The following is a 15969-nucleotide window of genomic DNA, read 5'->3' on the forward strand; positions in this document are numbered from 1 at the left end:
ATGGCCAGCGCAACGTGTGCCTGATCCCGGCCTCCGCGCACGGCACCAACGCCGCCTCCGCGGTCCTTGCGGGCATGAAGGTGGTGGTCGTGGCCACCGCGGCGGACGGCACGATCGACCACGCGGACCTGTACGCGAAGATCGAGGCCCACCGGGATGTGTTGTCCTGCATCATGATCACCTACCCGTCCACGCACGGGGTGTACGACGGGGACGTGCGCGAGGTCTGTGACGCGGTCCACGCCGCCGGCGGGCAGGTGTACATCGACGGGGCGAACCTCAACGCCCTGGTCGGCCTGGCGCAGCCGGGCAAGTTCGGCGGGGACGTCTCGCACCTGAACCTGCACAAGACCTTCTGCATCCCGCACGGCGGCGGCGGACCCGGTGTCGGCCCGGTCGCGGCCAAGGCGCACCTGGCCCCGTTCATGCCCGGCGACGCGAACAACGCCGCCCGCCAGGAGGGCCACGGCGTTGCCATCAGTGCCTCGCGTTTCGGCTCGGCCGGTGTGCTGCCGATTTCCTGGGCGTACGTGAAGCTGATGGGCGGCCAGGGCCTGACCGAAGCGACCAAGTCGGCGCTGCTGGCGGCCAACTACGTCGCGTCCCGCCTGAACGAGTACTTCCCGGTGCTGTACACCGGTGAAGGCGGTCTGGTGGCGCACGAGTGCATCCTGGATTTGCGTGAACTCACGGCCAGGACCGGGGTGACCGCCGAGGACGTGGCCAAGCGGCTGATCGACTTCGGCTTCCACGCCCCGACGCTCGCGTTCCCGGTCGCCGGGACCCTGATGGTGGAACCCACCGAATCCGAAGACCTCGTCGAGATCGACCGTTTCATCGAAGCCATGATCACCATCCGCGCCGAAATCGACCAGGTCGCAGCAGGCGATTTCACGGTAGCCGACTCGCCCCTTCGCCGGGCACCGCACACTGCAGCCGCCGTCGTGTCCTCCGACTGGGATCGCGCGTACCCGCGGGAACAGGCCGCGTTCCCGGTCCACCACCTCAAGCAGGACAAGTACTTCCCGCCCGTCGGCCGGATCGACGGCGCAGCCGGTGACCGCAACCTCGTCTGCTCCTGCCCGCCCCTCGAAGCATTCGAGGACACCACAGCAGACCCCGAGAACTAAGGACCAGCCAATGACCGAGAAGTACACCGCTCTCTACGACGAGCACAAAAAGCTGGGTGCGTCCTTCACGGACTTCGGCGGCTGGCAGATGCCACTCAAATACAACTCCGAGCTGGCCGAACACCATGCCGTGCGCAACGCCGCCGGTCTGTTCGACCTGTCCCACATGGGCGAGGTCTGGGTGACCGGCCCCGACGCAGCCGCCTTCCTCGACTACGCCCTGGTGGGCAGGATTTCCGCCATGCCCGTGGGCAAGGCAAAGTACTCGCTGATCTGCAATGAGGACGGCGGCATCATCGACGACCTCATCACGTACCGCCGCCCGGCGGCCGCGGACTCCGCACCAGACAGGACGGACGTCTTCCTGGTGGTGCCCAACGCTGGCAACGCAGCAGTGGTGGCCGAAGCGCTGGCCGAACGCGCAGCTGGCTTTGACGTGCAGGTCCGGGACGCGTCGGCGGAGACCTCGCTGATCGCTGTGCAGGGACCCAAGGCGCAGGAACTGCTGCTCCGCCTGGTCCCCGCAAACCGTCACAGCGATGTGACGGAGCTGAAATACTACGCTGCGGTGGAGGTTCCGTTCCTTGTGGGAGGGGCCGGACAGGAGCTCCTCCTGGCCCGCACCGGTTACACCGGCGAGGACGGGTTCGAAGTCTTCGTGTCCAACGACGTCGCCCCCGCCCTCTGGCAGGCTGTAGTGGCCATCGCCGACGAGGGGGAGCTCGTCCCGGCCGGCCTGGCATCCCGCGACTCACTTCGCCTGGAAGCCGGCATGCCGCTGTACGGCAACGAACTGTCCCTGCAGGGTGACCCTTTCGCCGCCGGGCTGGGAGCCGTTGTCGCGCTGTCGAAGGAAGGCGACTTCGTGGGCAAGTCGGCGCTGGCCGCCATGAAGGAAGCCGGCGCCGGCACAACCTCCGGCCGCCGCCTCGTAGGACTCAGGGGATTGGGCCGCCGCGCAGGCCGCGCCCACTACCCGGTCCTCAAGGACGGCGCCACCGTCGGCGAGGTCACCTCCGGGCAGCCCTCACCCACCCTGGGCTACCCGGTGGCCATGGCTTACGTCGACATCGAACACATCGCCCCCGGCACCGCCCTGGACATCGACCTGCGGGGCAAGGCGGAACCCTTCGAAGTCGTCGAACTGCCGTTCTACAAGCGCGCCCAGTAGTTGCTTCTCCCTGCTCGCCGTTGGCCCGGTGGGCCCGTTATCGACCTCCTTTTTCTGTCCAGTTAGGAACCACCATGGCAGTTGGCGTTTTTGATCTCTTCTCGATTGGGATCGGTCCTTCGTCGTCTCATACTGTGGGGCCGATGCGGGCTGCTGCTGTGTTCGCGGAGGAGTTGAAGGCTTCGGGCGTGCTTGGGTCGGTGGCGGGGTTGCGGGTGGATCTGTACGGGTCGTTGGCGGCGACCGGGCATGGGCACGGGACGATGACCGCGGTGCTGCTGGGGTTGGAGGGGTTCCATCCGGAACTGATCCTGCCCGGGGAGGTGGAGGAACGGCTCGCCTCGATCGCTGAGACCGGGATCCTGACCCTCGCAGGCGCCGGTGGCGGGGGTGTGCGGTTGCCGTATGGGGTGAAGGACATGGTCCTGCGGCCGTTGACGGTGCTGCCCCGGCACACGAACGGGATGACGTTCACGGTCACTGACGCGGCCGGGGAGGTGCTGCATGCGGCGACGTTCTTCTCGGTCGGTGGCGGGTTCATTGTCCGGGAAGGGGAAGAGGACGCGGCGCAGCAGGAACTGGAGGAGTCCAGGCAGGAGCTGCCGTTGCCGTTCAGGACGGCCGCGGAACTGTTGGCGCATTGCCGGGACACCGGGCTGGGCATCGCGGACGTGATGCTGCTCAATGAAAAAGCCTCCCGGGGCGAGGATGAGACCCGGGCCGGGCTGCTGCAGATCTGGTCGGTGATGGAGAGCTGTGTGGCGACTTCCCTGAAGCGGGCCGGTGTGTTGCCGGGCGGGTTGAACGTGCGCCGCCGCGCCCCGGACTGGTACGCCCGGCTGAAGAAGGAATCCGGACGCCCCAGCCAAGACCATGACGGGGACCAGGACAGCGCGTGGGATGCGGGCCCGTTCGACCCCAGGTATTGGCAGGAGTGGGTGAACCTGGTGGCGCTGGCGGTGAACGAGGAGAACGCCACCGGCGGCAGGGTGGTCACGGCGCCGACGAACGGGGCGGCCGGGATCATCCCGGCGGTGCTGTTCTATGCGCTGCATTTCGCGCCGGGCATGGATACCGCCACGCAGGCTGACCGGGACGGTGTGGTGGTGCGGTTCCTGCTCGCTGCGGGCGCGGTGGGGGTGTTGTACAAGGAGCAGGCCTCGATCTCCGGGGCCGAGGTCGGCTGCCAGGGCGAGGTGGGGTCGGCATCATCGATGGCCGCCGCGGGCCTGGCCGAGGTGATGGGCGGGTCCCCGGCGCAGGTGGAAAACGCCGCGGAAATCGCGATGGAACACAACCTGGGCCTGACCTGCGACCCGATCGGCGGGCTGGTCCAGGTGCCCTGCATCGAACGGAACGCGATCGCCGCCGCGAAGGCGATCAACGCCGCGAAGATGGCGCTCTGGGGCGACGGCACCCACCGGGTCTCGCTCGACGAGGTCATCATCACCATGCGCGAAACCGGCAAGGACATGAGCTCCAAATACAAAGAAACCGCCATGGGCGGCCTCGCCGTCAACGTCGTCGAATGCTGACAGCGGAGGCCTGAGCTCCAGAGTCCAGGCGGAGAGCCGGTACCGCTGCAGGCTTTAGACTTGAGGCTGCATTGTCCGCACACAGCCACGAGTACCGAAACCGCGCATCAACCCGATTGGACACGGCCCCCTTGCGAGAATTCACCGCACGTTTTGCCACCGCCGAAGAAATTGAAAACTGGGACAAGCACGTCACGGCCAACCCGAACGGCGGCAACATGCTGCAGTCGGCCGCCTACGCCACGGTGAAGAACGGCAGCGGCTGGAAGGTTCGCTTCCTGGTGCTGGAAGGCGGGGAAACCGCGAGCTACAACCTGGTGCTGGAGAAGAAATTCCCCGTGCTCGGCCGGCTGTGGTACCTCATCAAGGGCCCGGACCTCGCCGCGGCAGAAGATATGAAGGCGGCCCTCGGTGCCTGTGCCGCATTTGTTCGCGGCCGCCGGCTCAACGTCTTCACCATCAAGATCGAACCGGACATTATCGACTCCGAGGACGCCCGGGTGCAGCTGGCCGCCGCCGGGCTGGTCAAGGCCCCCAACATCCAGTCAAATGACTCCACTGCCCTGCTGGACATCTCCGGATCCGAGGAATCCGTTTTCAAGAACATCTCCTCCCGGGCCCGGAACGCCATCAGGCGGGCGGAGCGGGAAGGCTGCGAAGTGGTACGCAAGGAACAAAGCCCGGAGACCTACCGGGCGCTCTATGACCTCATGACGGACACGGTCAAGGCCAAAGGCTCCATGCCACTGCGCAGCTACGACTACTACGCCGCCTTCTGGGACGAGTTCTGCAACCGCGGCCAGGGAAATTTCTTCTTCGCCTACGAGGACGGCCAGCCCAGTGTGGGCGCGTTCGTAATCAATTACGGTGGCAAGGCGACCTACAAGGACGGCGGCTCCATCCAGAACCGGAAGCAGTACGGTGATTCGCATATGGTGCAGTGGTCAGCAATCCGGCGCATGCAGGAACTGGGCTGCACCGAGTACGACTTCTGCGGCACACCGCCGTCCTCCCGCATCAAGGACAAAAGCCACAACCTCTACGGCATGGGCATGTTCAAAACCAGCTTCACCAAGACGGTCACTGATTTTGTTGGCTGCCATGACTACGTGCTGTCGCCATTCCGGCACCGTCTCTGGGTCATGGGTGCAGAAAAGGTGTTTCGCCGCATCGAAACGGCACGGACCGGCCAGCAGTTCTACTGACCCCAGCTGTCCGCAGGCCGCCAACGCGTGCCAACAGGGTGCCTCCGCCCGAAGACCTCCCGATGCGCGGCCGCTTGCCAGGGCCGCAAAGAACCACGAAGAAGGTAACCCCCTTGAATCCAGTTCCCACCGTCACAGGCCTTGAGTTCGCGGTCCTCAGCGATGCCGACTTCGAAGCCTTCGGGCTGAAGCACCCGCAGAACAGCTTCCTGCAGTCCGTCGACTTTGCCCGGTTCCAGCGCGCCCGCGGGCAGCAGGTGGAACTCTTCGGTGTACGCCGCGATGGTGAACTGGTGGCGGCCGGAAAGCTGAACTACACCGCCACCCGCCTGGGCTACAAGGTCTGCGAATGCACCAAGGGACCCCTCATGGACTATGCGGACCCGGAATTGGTGCGGGCCGTCGTCGGACTTCTGCAAAAGCGGGCCGCCGAACGTAAAGCGGCAGAGCTGCGCATCTCACCGAACATCCATTACATCGCCCGTGACGAAGACGGCGCGGAACACCCCGAGGTGCTGGACAACCGCCCCCTTGTGGCGCAGCTGGAAGGGCTCGGTTTCCGGCACCAGGGCCTGGACATGGACTTCGTCAACGTGAACTGGATGTTCATCAAGAGCCTCGAAGGCATCGAGGATGCAGAGGAGCTGATCATGAGCACCAGCTACCGCACCCGGAAAGCCATCCGGAAAGCGGAGAAGAACGGGGTGTTCCTCGAACAGGCCACGCTGGAAACCCTCGACGACTTCTACGGCGCCCTCAGCCGTGCCGGGGACGAAAAAGGGTTCGCCTACCGCGAGCGGGACTACTACGAGCACCTGCTCCGCACCACGTCTCCAGAGTTCACGAAACTCATGATGGCCAAGATCGACATCCCGGCCTACCGCAAATCCATCACCGACCGCCTGGCCGCCGAATCCGCCACCGCGGCGGACCTGCGCCGCGAAGTGGAAGAGACCGGCAGCAAGAAGAAAGCCAACCGGCTCAAGGTGGTCCAGGACCTGGTGGAGAGCTACGAGCGCAGCCTCAAGGACATCGAGCGTTTCCCCGACTCCGTGGGAGTTGCCACGGTAGCCGCCATCCACTTCGTCTGCTACGGCGATGAGGTGGTATGCGTCATCGGCGGCACCGTGCAGGACTACATCTACTTCAACGGCGCCACGTCGCTGTACTGGGGCATGATGCTGCACGCCCTGGAAAAGGGATACCCGCGCTACAACTTCTACGGAACATTCGGTATCTCGGGCCAGGACCAGGAAGGCCATGGCGGCTACGAGTTCAAGAAGGGCTTCGGGGGCGAGGTGGTCCAACTGGTGGGCGACTTCGTGATGCCCGTCCGGCCCGCCGTGTTCCACGTCAACCGGCTGGTGAGGGCGGCCGCCGCGGCCGCGCGCACGGTGCTGGGCAAGCTGCCCCGTAAGCGGCCATCCTGACCCGCAGTCCACACCACAGCACAGGGAGGAGGGAAGCATGACCGACCGACGCGAGCGCCCCGCAGCAGACCGTCCAGGATTCCAGGGCCCCGGACAGGAGCGCCACGGAGCCGGGCCTTCCGGGTTGCAGCCGCAGACCGACGGCCTGCCGAAGACCCAGCCGCTGACCGCAGCCCAGCTGCGGCAGAACGCTGCCGCCAAAAAGATGCTCCGGCGCCTGGTCCAGGGCGACAACCCGCCGACGGCGCCGCTGAGCATCGTGGACCGGCTGGCGGGCAGCCCCTACGCCAATCCCACCATCCAGGTGGGCGGCGTGGACACCTCGGCGCGCAAAACCCTGGACTTTGCCCTGCATTTGGCGGAAACCATGTTCCGTTACGGGGCAGGCGCGCTGGAAGTGGAAACCAGCATCATCGCGGTCACCGCCGCGCTGGGGCTGAAGAACATCGAAGTGGACATCACCAACCAGTCAGTAGCCATCAACTACGCCCCCAAGGACCAGACGCCCATTGCGCTGCTGCGCGTGGTGCGCTCCTGGACCAACAATTACGCCGGTTTGGCCAAAGTCCACCAGCTGGTGACCGACATTGTGGCCGGAGGAGTGGGCCGTGATGAGGCCATGCGCCGGCTGAACGAGGCGATCACCAGCCCCAAGCTGTTTCCGCGCTGGATGGTCACGGCGGCGTTCGGTATTTTCGCGGCGGTGTTCGTGGGCGTCCTGGGCGGCGGCCCGGCGTCCTCGGCCATCGCGTTCGGCTCCAGCATCGCCATCAGCCTGCTGGCCCGCCAGCTGGGCAGGTGGCGCGTGCCGGACTTCTTCATCACCGCCAGCTGCTCGTTCGTGGTGACCCAGCTGGCACTGCTGCTTTGGCAGTTCGGGCTGACCAACGCGCCAGCGATCGTGGTGGTGGGCGGCATCCTCCTGCTGCTGCCCACCGGCCGCCTGGTTTCGTCCGTGCAGGACGCCATCAATGGGTTCCCCGTCACGGCGGCCGGCCGGTTCCTGTCAACGCTGCTTACGTTCGGCGCCATCGTTGCCGGCATCGCCGTCGCCTTCGTGGTGGGTGAACTAACGGGCATGCAGCGCATCGATGTCACGGAAACGTACCCGCCTGCCTATGACCTGTGGGTCCTGGTCATCTTCGTAGCCGTGGCCGTCATGGCCATCGGAATCACGGAACAGACCAGCTGGCAGCTCCTGCTGCCCACCGCCGCCGTCGGCGTGGCAGGCTACTTCGTTTTGCTGGGTGGCGGGCTGCTGGGCATCGGCGACCGCTTTTCGCCGGCCCTTGCCGCAGTGGTCATCGGCCTGTTGGCGCGGGTGGTGGCCCTCCGCATGGGCGCGCCCCAGCTAGTGGTTGCGGTCCCCGCAGCGCTGATCCTGCTTCCGGGGCTCACCATATTCCGGTCCATGTACGTGCTCACCATCGAGGAATCGGAGATCCTGCTGGGGGCCGGGGGCATGCTTAGCGCCGGCGCCATCGTGCTGGGGACGGCCGGCGGAATCGTCCTGGGCGATACCCTGGCCCGGCCCCTGACCAGGAGCCTGGCCAGCAACGAGCGGCGCCGCGCACGGCGCCGCTGACGGCAGCCCCGCCCCAAAACGTCAGATGTGCCCCAACGTCAGATTTGCCCGACCGGGAGCTTCTTTTCGGCCTGGAATACGTCCTCAACCCGGCCCTGGGCCCAGTAGCCGGATAGCGAAACCTGCCTGCGTTCCAGGCCGCGCTGGACGAAGAAAACGTCACGGAGGGCCTTCATGTAGCCCCTCTCGCCGTGCGCGAAAACGTCCACCGTCCCGGTAGGCCACTCGGCGCCGGCCACAGCGTTGACCAGCCGGTCGCTGGAACCCGCCGGGACGCCGTCGCGGAACAGCCAGGTGATTGTGACCCCGGCGGGGGCGGAGACCGGCTGGATGTCGGCGTCGGAGTCCACCTCAAGGAAGGCCAGGCCCGTCGCATGCACCGGCAGCGCCTCGAGGCTGGCCGCGATGGCGGGCAGCGCTGCCTCGTCGCCCGCAAAGAGGTACCAGTCGGCCTCCGGGTTCGGGTTGTAGGCGCCGCCCGGGCCGGTAAAGGTCAGGGGGTCGCCGGGCTGTGCCTTGGCCGCCCAAGGCCCCGCCAGCCCTTCATCACCGTGCACCACGAAGTCGATGGCGAGCTCGCGGGCTGCCAGATCAACCCGGCGCAGTGTGTAGGTGCGGGTGTAGGGCCACAGTTCCCGGGGCATGGTTTCCCGGATGCTCCACAGGTCCAGGGGAACGGGGTATTCGACGCCGGGCTGCGGAAAGACAATCTTCACGTACCGGTCCACGAAGCCGTTGTTGACGAAGTCCGCAAAGCCCTCGCCGCCGGCAACGATCCGGACCATATGCGGCGACAGCTGCTCCCGGCGGAGCACCTCAAGGTTGATCTGCGGGCGGCTTTTCTTGGTGGCGCTGGTGGCGGCGGGAACGGTACTCATAAGGTAAGCCTAAGCTAAGGCATCGGCGGCAGCTCCCAGGTTACGTCGGGTGCACCCTGCTCCCGCAGCAGCTGGTTCACGCGGCTGAAAGGCCGGGAACCAAAGAAGCCGCGGGATGCGGACAACGGGCTCGGATGGGCGCTGGACACCACCGGGGCAGACCCCAGCAGCGGGCGCAGGGATTCGGCTTCCTTGCCCCACAGCAGTGCCACCAGCGGCAAGGGCGAGCCGTCCGGGGACTGCCGGGCGGCAACCGCGGTGACGGCCGCCGTCGTAATCTTTTCCCAGCCCTTGCCGCGGTGGGAACCGGCGGCTCCGGCCCGGACCGTCATCACCCGGTTCAGCAGCAGCACCCCCTGTTCCGCCCAGGCGGAAAGGTCCCCGTGCACCCGGGCGGGGACGCCGAGGTCGGCTTCCAGTTCGCGGTAGATGTTCGCCAGGCTCCGTGGTATTGGCCGCGTCCGTTTGTCAACGGAGAAGGAAAGGCCGACGGCGTGTCCGGGCGTGGGGTAGGGATCCTGGCCCACCAGCAGGACCTTCACGCCGGCAAGGGGCTGGCGGAAGGCACGCAGGGCGTTCGACGGCGACGGCAGCACCTGGTGCCCGGCTGCCTCCTCCTGTGCCAGGAAGCCAAGAACGGCCCGGAGTTCGCTTTCCACCCCGGCCAGCGCCTCGGCCCAGTCCGCAGCGACGAGGTCGGTCAGCGGGCGCTGCGCGAGCCCGGCATAACTCTCCGCATCGGCCGGTTCCTGCTCCAGTTCGAACAAAGCGTCAGAGTCAAACACCGTCCCATTCTTGCAGGGGAGCGCAGGTGATGGGGCGCCGGCAGCGTCGTTCCGGCCCTTCCGGCGCAAATGACAAGCTTGTTATTCGTCCGTAGCATGGGGGTGAGACATTTTCCGTAGACAGCGAAGGAGTGTGCCGTGGCGGAACCGGCCCGGGAACATGTGCCCCAGGAGCTGCCGGAGCAGGAACCACGGAATACCCTGCTGGCGGACTTCGCGCTGCGGGACTCCCCGCTCGGTGAGCGCGAGCAGCAGATGCTGGCGCTGGAGCGCCAGTGGTGGAAGTACGCCGGAGCCAAGGAACAGGCCATCCGGGAGCTGTTCGACCTCTCCGCCACCCACTACTACCAGCTGCTGAACGCATTGATCGACCGTGAGGATGCACTCGCCCACGATCCCATGCTGGTCAAGAGACTGCGTAGACTACGTACGTCCCGCCACCGTGCCCGGACCGCACGGCGCCTGGGGTCCGACGCCTAGGACACCCACGCCTTTTCAGCAGCAATCCCCAAGGATGTCATCCATGACCAAATACGCCCGCGATGAATTCGACAAGGTCCCCGAGACCCCGCAGCGGCAAGGAGTCCACCGTGCCGCCACTGCCCCGTCGCGGGTACGGCTGTGGCCCATCCTTGCAGTAGGGCTGGCAGCCCTGGCCATCGGGCTGGTGTCCTTCCTGATCCTCCCCAAGCTTGGCTTCAGCGGCACGGACGCCCAGGCGTCCTCAAGCCAGGAAGCATCGCCGCTGGCGGAGACCGGAACAACGCCGCCGGCCAGCCCCCAAAGTTCCCCGGAGCCCACCGCGGAAGCCGCGCCGCCGGCCTCAACCGAGCCGTCCGCCATTTCAGAGGCCGGGCCCGGGCCAGCCGGGTCGGCTCAGAGCCAGGTTTTCCTCGACCGGACACAGCCCGTCGCCGTCTACAACGCTGCCGGGACTGCAGGACTCGCGGGCCGCGTGGGCGGGACCGTCCAGGCGGACGGCTGGACGCTGGGCCAGGTAGGCAACTGGGCAGGAGCTCCCCAGCAGGGCTCTGCCATTTTCTACTCAGGGCCGGAGCAACTGGCCAATGCCCAGGCACTCGCGCGCCTGCTGGGCATCCCCACCCTCGTCAGCAGCACGGAATTCCAGGTTCCCCTGGTAGTGGTGCTGGGCCCGGGATACCGGTAGGCATCCCTGGCGGACCGGTCACGCGTGAATAACTTTTGCCGCCGGCCCATCCGGTGTCCTGTAGCGCCGCCCCGGCATTGGCTAGAGTGAAAACCAGGGTGGGCTCCGGGGCAGGCAAGCACGATTCGGGAGCATGAGTCCCGGTCTCAACGGAAAGAGTTGGTCAGCATGGCACTGGGAACCGTGAAATGGTTCAACGCGGAAAAGGGCTACGGATTCATCACCGTTGACGATTCCGGAGACGATATCTTTGTGCACTGGTCCGCCATCCAGGGTGAGGGCTACCGTGCACTCGACGAGGGGCAGCGGGTGGAGCTTGAAGTCGGCGAAGGCGAAAAGGGCCCGCAGGCCGAAAGTGTCCGGCCCGCCGAGTGAAACAGCTGCCCGTTCCCGCCGTCCGTATCCGTCCCGCGCTCGCTCTTTCCGCCGGCGCTCTCCTGGTTGCCACTGCCTGTTCCGGTGTCACCGGTAATGCCCGCGTGGAATCCGTGGAGGCGTCCGGCGACGGCATCCTGCGGGTGGGGCTGGTCCTGGACAACACCGGTGACAGCAGCTTCCTCAACGCCTCGCAGCTTGCCGCGGCCAAGCTTGCGGTCCAGGAAATCAACGCGACGGGCGGCCACAAGGGCAGGCCGGTGGAACTTCTGCCCGTTGACCCGGGCCAGGACGCCGCAGCCCAGGCGCATGCCCTGGTGGCCGGCAAAGCTGACGTGGTCATAGGGCCTACCGACTCGAGCCACGCACCAGCAACCATCGACGTTCTTTCCCGTGCCCGGACCCCACTGATCTCGCCAGCCAATTCGGCCGCGGGCCTGACCGGCGCCGGGTCGGGCGGCTATTACTTCCGCACCGCCGCCGCTGACGTCGCCCAGGCTCCCGTCCTGGTCAAGCTCGCCAAGGACGGCGGCGCTGCCACCATCGCGGTGCTGTACCAGGAAGGCTCTTACGGAAAGGACGTGGCTGGGGCCGTCTCCGACGCCGCCGAACAGGCCGGACTGGACGTTGCGGCAACCGAGGAGTTCAAGCCGGGCGAGGCCGGCCCTGCGGCCGGGAGGGCTGGAAAGGCCGGCGCCGGTGCTGTGATCCTGGTGGCCAGGGACGGTGCCCAGGGTGCACTCGCAGAGCTGAGCAACGCCGGTGTTGCGGGCTCCCGCATCATCCTCAGCGACGGTGCCTTCGCCCGCTACGGCTCCAAGCTGGGCACCAAGGCACTGGACGGGGCCCGCGCCGTGGTGCCCGGGCAGCTTCCCTCCGCCGGCTTCCAAGACCGGCTGCTGGCCGTCGATGGCAAGCTGAAAGACGTATCCTTTGCCGCCGAGACGTACGACGCCGTCACACTGGCCGCGCTTGCTGCGGCCAGGGCCCAGGACGACGCCGGCCGTTCAATCGCTGCCAACCTGATCAGCGTGTCCGGCGGTACTGCCGGCGCTTCGGGAGGGACGGCGGCCGCGGCGGCCTGTTCCACCTACAAGGACTGCGTCAGCGGCCTTGCGGCGGGAACTGGGATGAACTACGACGGCGAGTCAGGTCCCGTCGCGTTTGACCCGAATGGAGACATCACCACGGCCAACTTCAGAGTCTTCACCTACGGGCCCGACAACATTCCAGCGGCCAGCGGGCGCGAAACAGCAGGCCGCACCGGGAACTGACTGCCCTGATCGCCATCAGCGAATACGCCGGATTAGCGGCCCGTTCCCGGTCCATTCGCTTGCACTCTCACGTGGGGAGTGCTAATTATTGACTTAGCACTCTGACGTACCGACTGCTAAAGCAAAGCCTGCTTCAAGCTGGCGGAGCGCGGCATCGGGCGAGGAGCGAAGAAACACCTAACTGGAGTGAGATCCGCACCCGGAGGCATACAGAGGCCGCCGGCGAAGGATCGTCCGTCGCGGGCACTGCAGCGAAGGTTCATTCTTAACGACTGTCCCGAAAGGACCACTGCCGTTATGGCCAAGATCATTGCATTTGATGAAGAGGCACGCCGCGGCCTTGAGCGGGGCCTGAACACCCTCGCCGACGCCGTTAAGGTCACCCTCGGCCCGCGTGGACGCAACGTCGTCCTCGAGAAGAAGTGGGGCGCCCCCACGATCACCAACGATGGCGTTTCCATCGCCAAGGAGATCGAGCTGGACGATCCCTACGAGAAGATCGGCGCCGAGCTGGTCAAGGAAGTTGCCAAGAAGACGGATGACGTCGCAGGCGACGGCACCACCACGGCTACCGTGCTGGCCCAGGCCCTGGTCAAGGAAGGCCTGCGCAACGTTGCCGCCGGCGCCGACCCGCTGTCCCTCAAGCGCGGCATCGAGAAGGCCGTTGACGCTGTCACCGCCGAACTGTTGAACTCCGCCAAGGAAATCGAAACCAAGGAAGAGATCGCTGCCACGGCCTCGATCTCCGCCGGTGACGACGAAATCGGTGCGCTTATTGCCGAGGCCCTGGACAAGGTGGGCAAGGAAGGCGTCATCACGGTCGAGGAATCCAACACCTTCGGCCTGGAGCTCGAACTCACCGAAGGCATGCGCTTCGACAAGGGCTACATCTCCGCTTACTTCGTCACCGACGCAGAGCGCCAGGAAACGGTCCTCGAGGATCCGTACATCCTGATCGTCAACTCCAAGATCTCCAACGTCAAGGAACTGGTTGCTGTCCTCGAGAAGGTCATGCAGTCCAACAAGCCGCTGCTGATCATCGCCGAAGACATCGAGGGCGAGGCCCTGGCCACCCTGATCGTCAACAAGATCCGCGGCACCTTCAAGTCCGTCGCCGTGAAGGCTCCGGGCTTCGGCGACCGCCGCAAGGCACAGCTCGCCGACATCGCCGTCCTCACCGGCGGCCAGGTCATCTCCGAGGAAGTCGGCCTGAAGCTGGAGAACGCCGGCCTGGAACTCCTGGGCAAGGCACGCAAGGTTGTTGTCACCAAGGACGAAACCACCATCGTTGAGGGTGCAGGCGACGCCGACCAGATCGCCGGCCGCGTGTCCCAGATCCGCGCCGAGATCGAAAACTCCGACTCCGACTACGACCGCGAGAAGCTGCAGGAGCGCCTGGCCAAGCTGGCCGGCGGCGTTGCAGTCATCAAGGCCGGTGCCGCAACCGAGGTTGAGCTCAAGGAGCGCAAGCACCGCATCGAGGACGCAGTGCGCAACGCAAAGGCCGCTGTTGAAGAAGGCATCGTCGCCGGTGGCGGCGTGGCCCTCATCCAGGCCGGCGCGAAGGCCTTCGCCAACCTGCAGCTCTCCGGCGACGAAGCAACCGGCGCCAACATCGTCCGCGTTGCCATCGACGCCCCGCTGAAGCAGATCGCCTTCAACGCCGGCCTCGAGCCGGGCGTTGTGGTGGACAAGGTCCGCGGCCTGCCTGCAGGCCACGGCCTGAACGCAGCGACCGGGGAATACGTCGACCTGCTGGCTGCCGGCGTCAACGATCCCGTCAAGGTGACCCGCTCTGCCCTGCAGAACGCGGCCTCCATTGCCGGCCTGTTCCTCACCACCGAGGCAGTCGTGGCCGACAAGCCCGAGAAGAACCCGGCTCCCGTTGGCGGCGGCGACGACATGGGCGGCATGGGCGGCTTCTAGCCTTCCCGCCGGGCCAGTCCCGCAGTAGAAATAAATGCGGCCCCTCTTCGGAGGGGCCGCATTTTTTCTTGCCCGTACGCCCGGGCAGCGGGGTACTGCTACTTCCGCGCGCTGGACAACATGCCTTCAACTTCCTTCTTGAAGGCCTCGGCAGCAGCGTGGGGAGTGAGGCGGTCGTACAGCACTTCATCCGTGTACCGCTTGATGACGTTCTGGACGCTGCCGGCTCCTACCGGCGGAACCGGAGGTGCTTCCTTCATCTCCGGGGCAATGTCCTTAAGGAACGACACCACGGTGGTGTCCGCAGGCTTCAGGCTGGGGGTGATGCTTTCGACGATCTCCGAATTGGTGGGCACGCCGCGGTCCGTCATCAGGATGGCGCCTGCCTCAGGGCTGTTGGCCAGGTAGTTGATGAAGGTGGCGGCTTCCTCGGGGTGCTTCGAGCGCGACGAGGCAGACCAGAACATGGTGGGCTTGTAGTACATGCCGTTCCGGGCGGCAGAACCGTCCATGCTTGGGGCACGGAGCATCTTGATGCCGCTGCCCGTGGTGGATTCCAGCGAACCAAGCTGGTTGGTCCACCACCAGGCCATGCCCACCCTGTTGGTGCCGAAGAGGCTTTCCTCCAGGCCGGCGCCGGAGTCCTCGGTGGCCACCGTGGCCGGCGGGCTTGCCTTGGAATCCCGCTGCTCCTTCAGGCGTTCCCAGAACGACGCAGCCGTCGCCGTATCGAAGTCCAGCTTGCCGTCCGCGGAGTACAGGTTTTCGCCGTGCTGCCGCAGCCAGATGATCAGGTCGGCTTCGTTGCTGCCATACGCGGCACCGTAGTTCTTTCCGTCACCCGCGGCGCTGATCTTCGACGCTGTGGCCATGAAGTCATCCCAGGTCCAGCTGGTGTCGTCCGGGATGGGGACATTAGCGGCCTCGAAGACTTTGGTGTTGGCCATGATGACGTAGGCGTTCTGGCCGGTGCTCAGGCCGTACTGGGCGCCGTCGTACTGGCCTGATGCCAGCCCTTCCTTGTCCAGCTTGGAGGTGTCGATGCCGTCCTGCTTCCCCAGGTCCAGGAGTGCTCCGCGCCCGCCGTACTCGGCAATGTACTTCTGGTCCATCTGGATGACGTCCGGAGCGTCGTTCGCTGCCGTCTTGGTGGCCAGCTTGTCCCAGTAGCTGGACCATTCGCCGGGTTCTGATTCGATGGTGATGTTGGGGTGTTCCGCTTCAAAGGCGGCGATGACCTTTTCGGTCTGGGCATTGAGGTATTCGTTGCCCCACCAGGCGAAGCGCAGGGTGACCTGCTCGTTGCCGCCTGAGCCGCCTGGCGCGCCGCAGCCGGTTGCAAGGATGGAGAGGGCAAGTGCCGCCGCGCCAAGCTGGAACTTCCGCCGGCTAACAGTCCGAATCGTCATTGATGTGCCTTCCTGATGCCGCTTTCCACTTCCTTGTGCATCCATGAGCCAGAAATGAGAAAGCGTTTTCTCGTATGCGTACTGCGATTGTTCCTTGA

The 15969-nt window shown here is 65.9% G+C and carries 13 protein-coding genes and 1 pseudogene; 11 read left to right on the forward strand and 3 right to left on the reverse strand.

The genetic code is table 11. The annotated features are described in order from the left end of the window. From AC5RUU_RS17200 to AC5RUU_RS17225, 6 genes and pseudogenes are all read left to right on the forward strand, one after another. A pseudogene (locus AC5RUU_RS17200) lies at positions 1-1130 on the forward strand (glycine dehydrogenase (aminomethyl-transferring)); the annotation flags it as partial. A gap of 10 nt (positions 1131-1140) precedes the next feature. After that, the gene (gene gcvT, locus AC5RUU_RS17205; RefSeq protein ID WP_493976424.1) at positions 1141-2301 is read left to right on the forward strand and encodes a glycine cleavage system aminomethyltransferase GcvT; all 1161 of its coding nucleotides are present in this window, start codon (positions 1141-1143) and stop codon (positions 2299-2301) included. Between the two features lie 74 nt (positions 2302-2375). Then, a complete protein-coding gene (locus AC5RUU_RS17210) occupies positions 2376-3836 on the forward strand; it encodes an L-serine ammonia-lyase (RefSeq protein WP_493976425.1) in 1461 nt (486 codons plus the stop codon). 131 nt (positions 3837-3967) lie between these two features. Beyond that, a complete protein-coding gene (locus tag AC5RUU_RS17215) occupies positions 3968-5041 on the forward strand; it encodes a lipid II:glycine glycyltransferase FemX (protein WP_493976426.1) in 1074 nt (357 codons plus the stop codon). 113 nt (positions 5042-5154) lie between these two features. Continuing rightward, a complete protein-coding gene (locus AC5RUU_RS17220) occupies positions 5155-6471 on the forward strand; it encodes a peptidoglycan bridge formation glycyltransferase FemA/FemB family protein (protein ID WP_493976427.1) in 1317 nt (438 codons plus the stop codon). 37 nt (positions 6472-6508) lie between these two features. Further along, complete coding sequence (locus AC5RUU_RS17225) at positions 6509-8056, forward strand: threonine/serine exporter family protein (RefSeq protein WP_493976428.1); 1548 nt, start codon at positions 6509-6511, stop codon at positions 8054-8056. 38 nt (positions 8057-8094) lie between these two features. On the opposite strand, the gene AC5RUU_RS17230 is transcribed toward AC5RUU_RS17225, so the two are convergent. Together AC5RUU_RS17230 and AC5RUU_RS17235 are read right to left on the reverse strand one after the other, a co-directional pair. Then, positions 8095-8934: a siderophore-interacting protein gene (locus AC5RUU_RS17230; protein WP_493976429.1), complete on the reverse strand. Its 840-nt coding sequence runs from the start codon at positions 8932-8934 to the stop codon at positions 8095-8097. A gap of 14 nt (positions 8935-8948) precedes the next feature. Continuing rightward, a complete protein-coding gene (locus AC5RUU_RS17235; protein ID WP_493976430.1) occupies positions 8949-9719 on the reverse strand; it encodes a uracil-DNA glycosylase in 771 nt (256 codons plus the stop codon). Between the two features lie 138 nt (positions 9720-9857). Between AC5RUU_RS17235 and AC5RUU_RS17240 the strand changes: the two genes are divergently transcribed. The 5 genes from AC5RUU_RS17240 (at position 9858) to groL (ending at position 14462) form a co-directional block, all read left to right on the forward strand. Further along, positions 9858-10199 carry a DUF3263 domain-containing protein gene (locus tag AC5RUU_RS17240; protein ID WP_493976431.1) on the forward strand — a complete coding sequence of 114 codons (342 nt, stop codon included), beginning with the start codon at positions 9858-9860 and terminating at the stop codon, positions 10197-10199. 43 nt (positions 10200-10242) lie between these two features. Continuing rightward, positions 10243-10887: a LytR C-terminal domain-containing protein gene (locus tag AC5RUU_RS17245; protein ID WP_493976432.1), complete on the forward strand. Its 645-nt coding sequence runs from the start codon at positions 10243-10245 to the stop codon at positions 10885-10887. A gap of 168 nt (positions 10888-11055) precedes the next feature. Then, a complete protein-coding gene (locus AC5RUU_RS17250) occupies positions 11056-11262 on the forward strand; it encodes a cold-shock protein (RefSeq protein WP_493976433.1) in 207 nt (68 codons plus the stop codon). Continuing rightward, positions 11259-12536 (forward strand): ABC transporter substrate-binding protein, encoded by a 1278-nt coding sequence (locus AC5RUU_RS17255; RefSeq protein ID WP_493976434.1) that lies wholly within the window; start codon positions 11259-11261, stop codon positions 12534-12536. The genes AC5RUU_RS17250 and AC5RUU_RS17255 overlap by 4 nt, the downstream gene beginning before the upstream one ends. Positions 12537-12833: 297 nt before the next feature. Continuing rightward, positions 12834-14462 (forward strand): chaperonin GroEL, encoded by a 1629-nt coding sequence (gene groL, locus AC5RUU_RS17260; RefSeq protein ID WP_493976435.1) that lies wholly within the window; start codon positions 12834-12836, stop codon positions 14460-14462. A gap of 98 nt (positions 14463-14560) precedes the next feature. Here the strand turns inward: groL and AC5RUU_RS17265 are convergent, their stop codons facing one another. Next, a complete protein-coding gene (locus tag AC5RUU_RS17265; protein WP_493976436.1) occupies positions 14561-15871 on the reverse strand; it encodes an ABC transporter substrate-binding protein in 1311 nt (436 codons plus the stop codon). Between the last annotated feature and the right edge of the window lie 98 nt (positions 15872-15969).

It is taken from the genome of Arthrobacter sp. K4-10C, assembly GCF_059090085.1.

What these genes read in the sequence shown, in the direction of transcription:
- gcvT (WP_493976424.1), top strand. Translation starts at nt 1,141, where the DNA reads ATGACCGAGAAGTACACCGCTCTCTACGACGAGCACAAAAAGCTGGGT.
- AC5RUU_RS17250 (WP_493976433.1), top strand. Translation starts at nt 11,056, where the DNA reads ATGGCACTGGGAACCGTGAAATGGTTCAACGCGGAAAAGGGCTACGGA.
- groL (WP_493976435.1), top strand. Translation starts at nt 12,834, where the DNA reads ATGGCCAAGATCATTGCATTTGATGAAGAGGCACGCCGCGGCCTTGAG.
- AC5RUU_RS17225 (WP_493976428.1), top strand. Translation starts at nt 6,509, where the DNA reads ATGACCGACCGACGCGAGCGCCCCGCAGCAGACCGTCCAGGATTCCAG.
- AC5RUU_RS17230 (WP_493976429.1), bottom strand. Translation starts at nt 8,934, where the DNA reads ATGAGTACCGTTCCCGCCGCCACCAGCGCCACCAAGAAAAGCCGCCCG.
- AC5RUU_RS17245 (WP_493976432.1), top strand. Translation starts at nt 10,243, where the DNA reads ATGACCAAATACGCCCGCGATGAATTCGACAAGGTCCCCGAGACCCCG.
- AC5RUU_RS17210 (WP_493976425.1), top strand. Translation starts at nt 2,376, where the DNA reads ATGGCAGTTGGCGTTTTTGATCTCTTCTCGATTGGGATCGGTCCTTCG.
- AC5RUU_RS17265 (WP_493976436.1), bottom strand. Translation starts at nt 15,871, where the DNA reads ATGACGATTCGGACTGTTAGCCGGCGGAAGTTCCAGCTTGGCGCGGCG.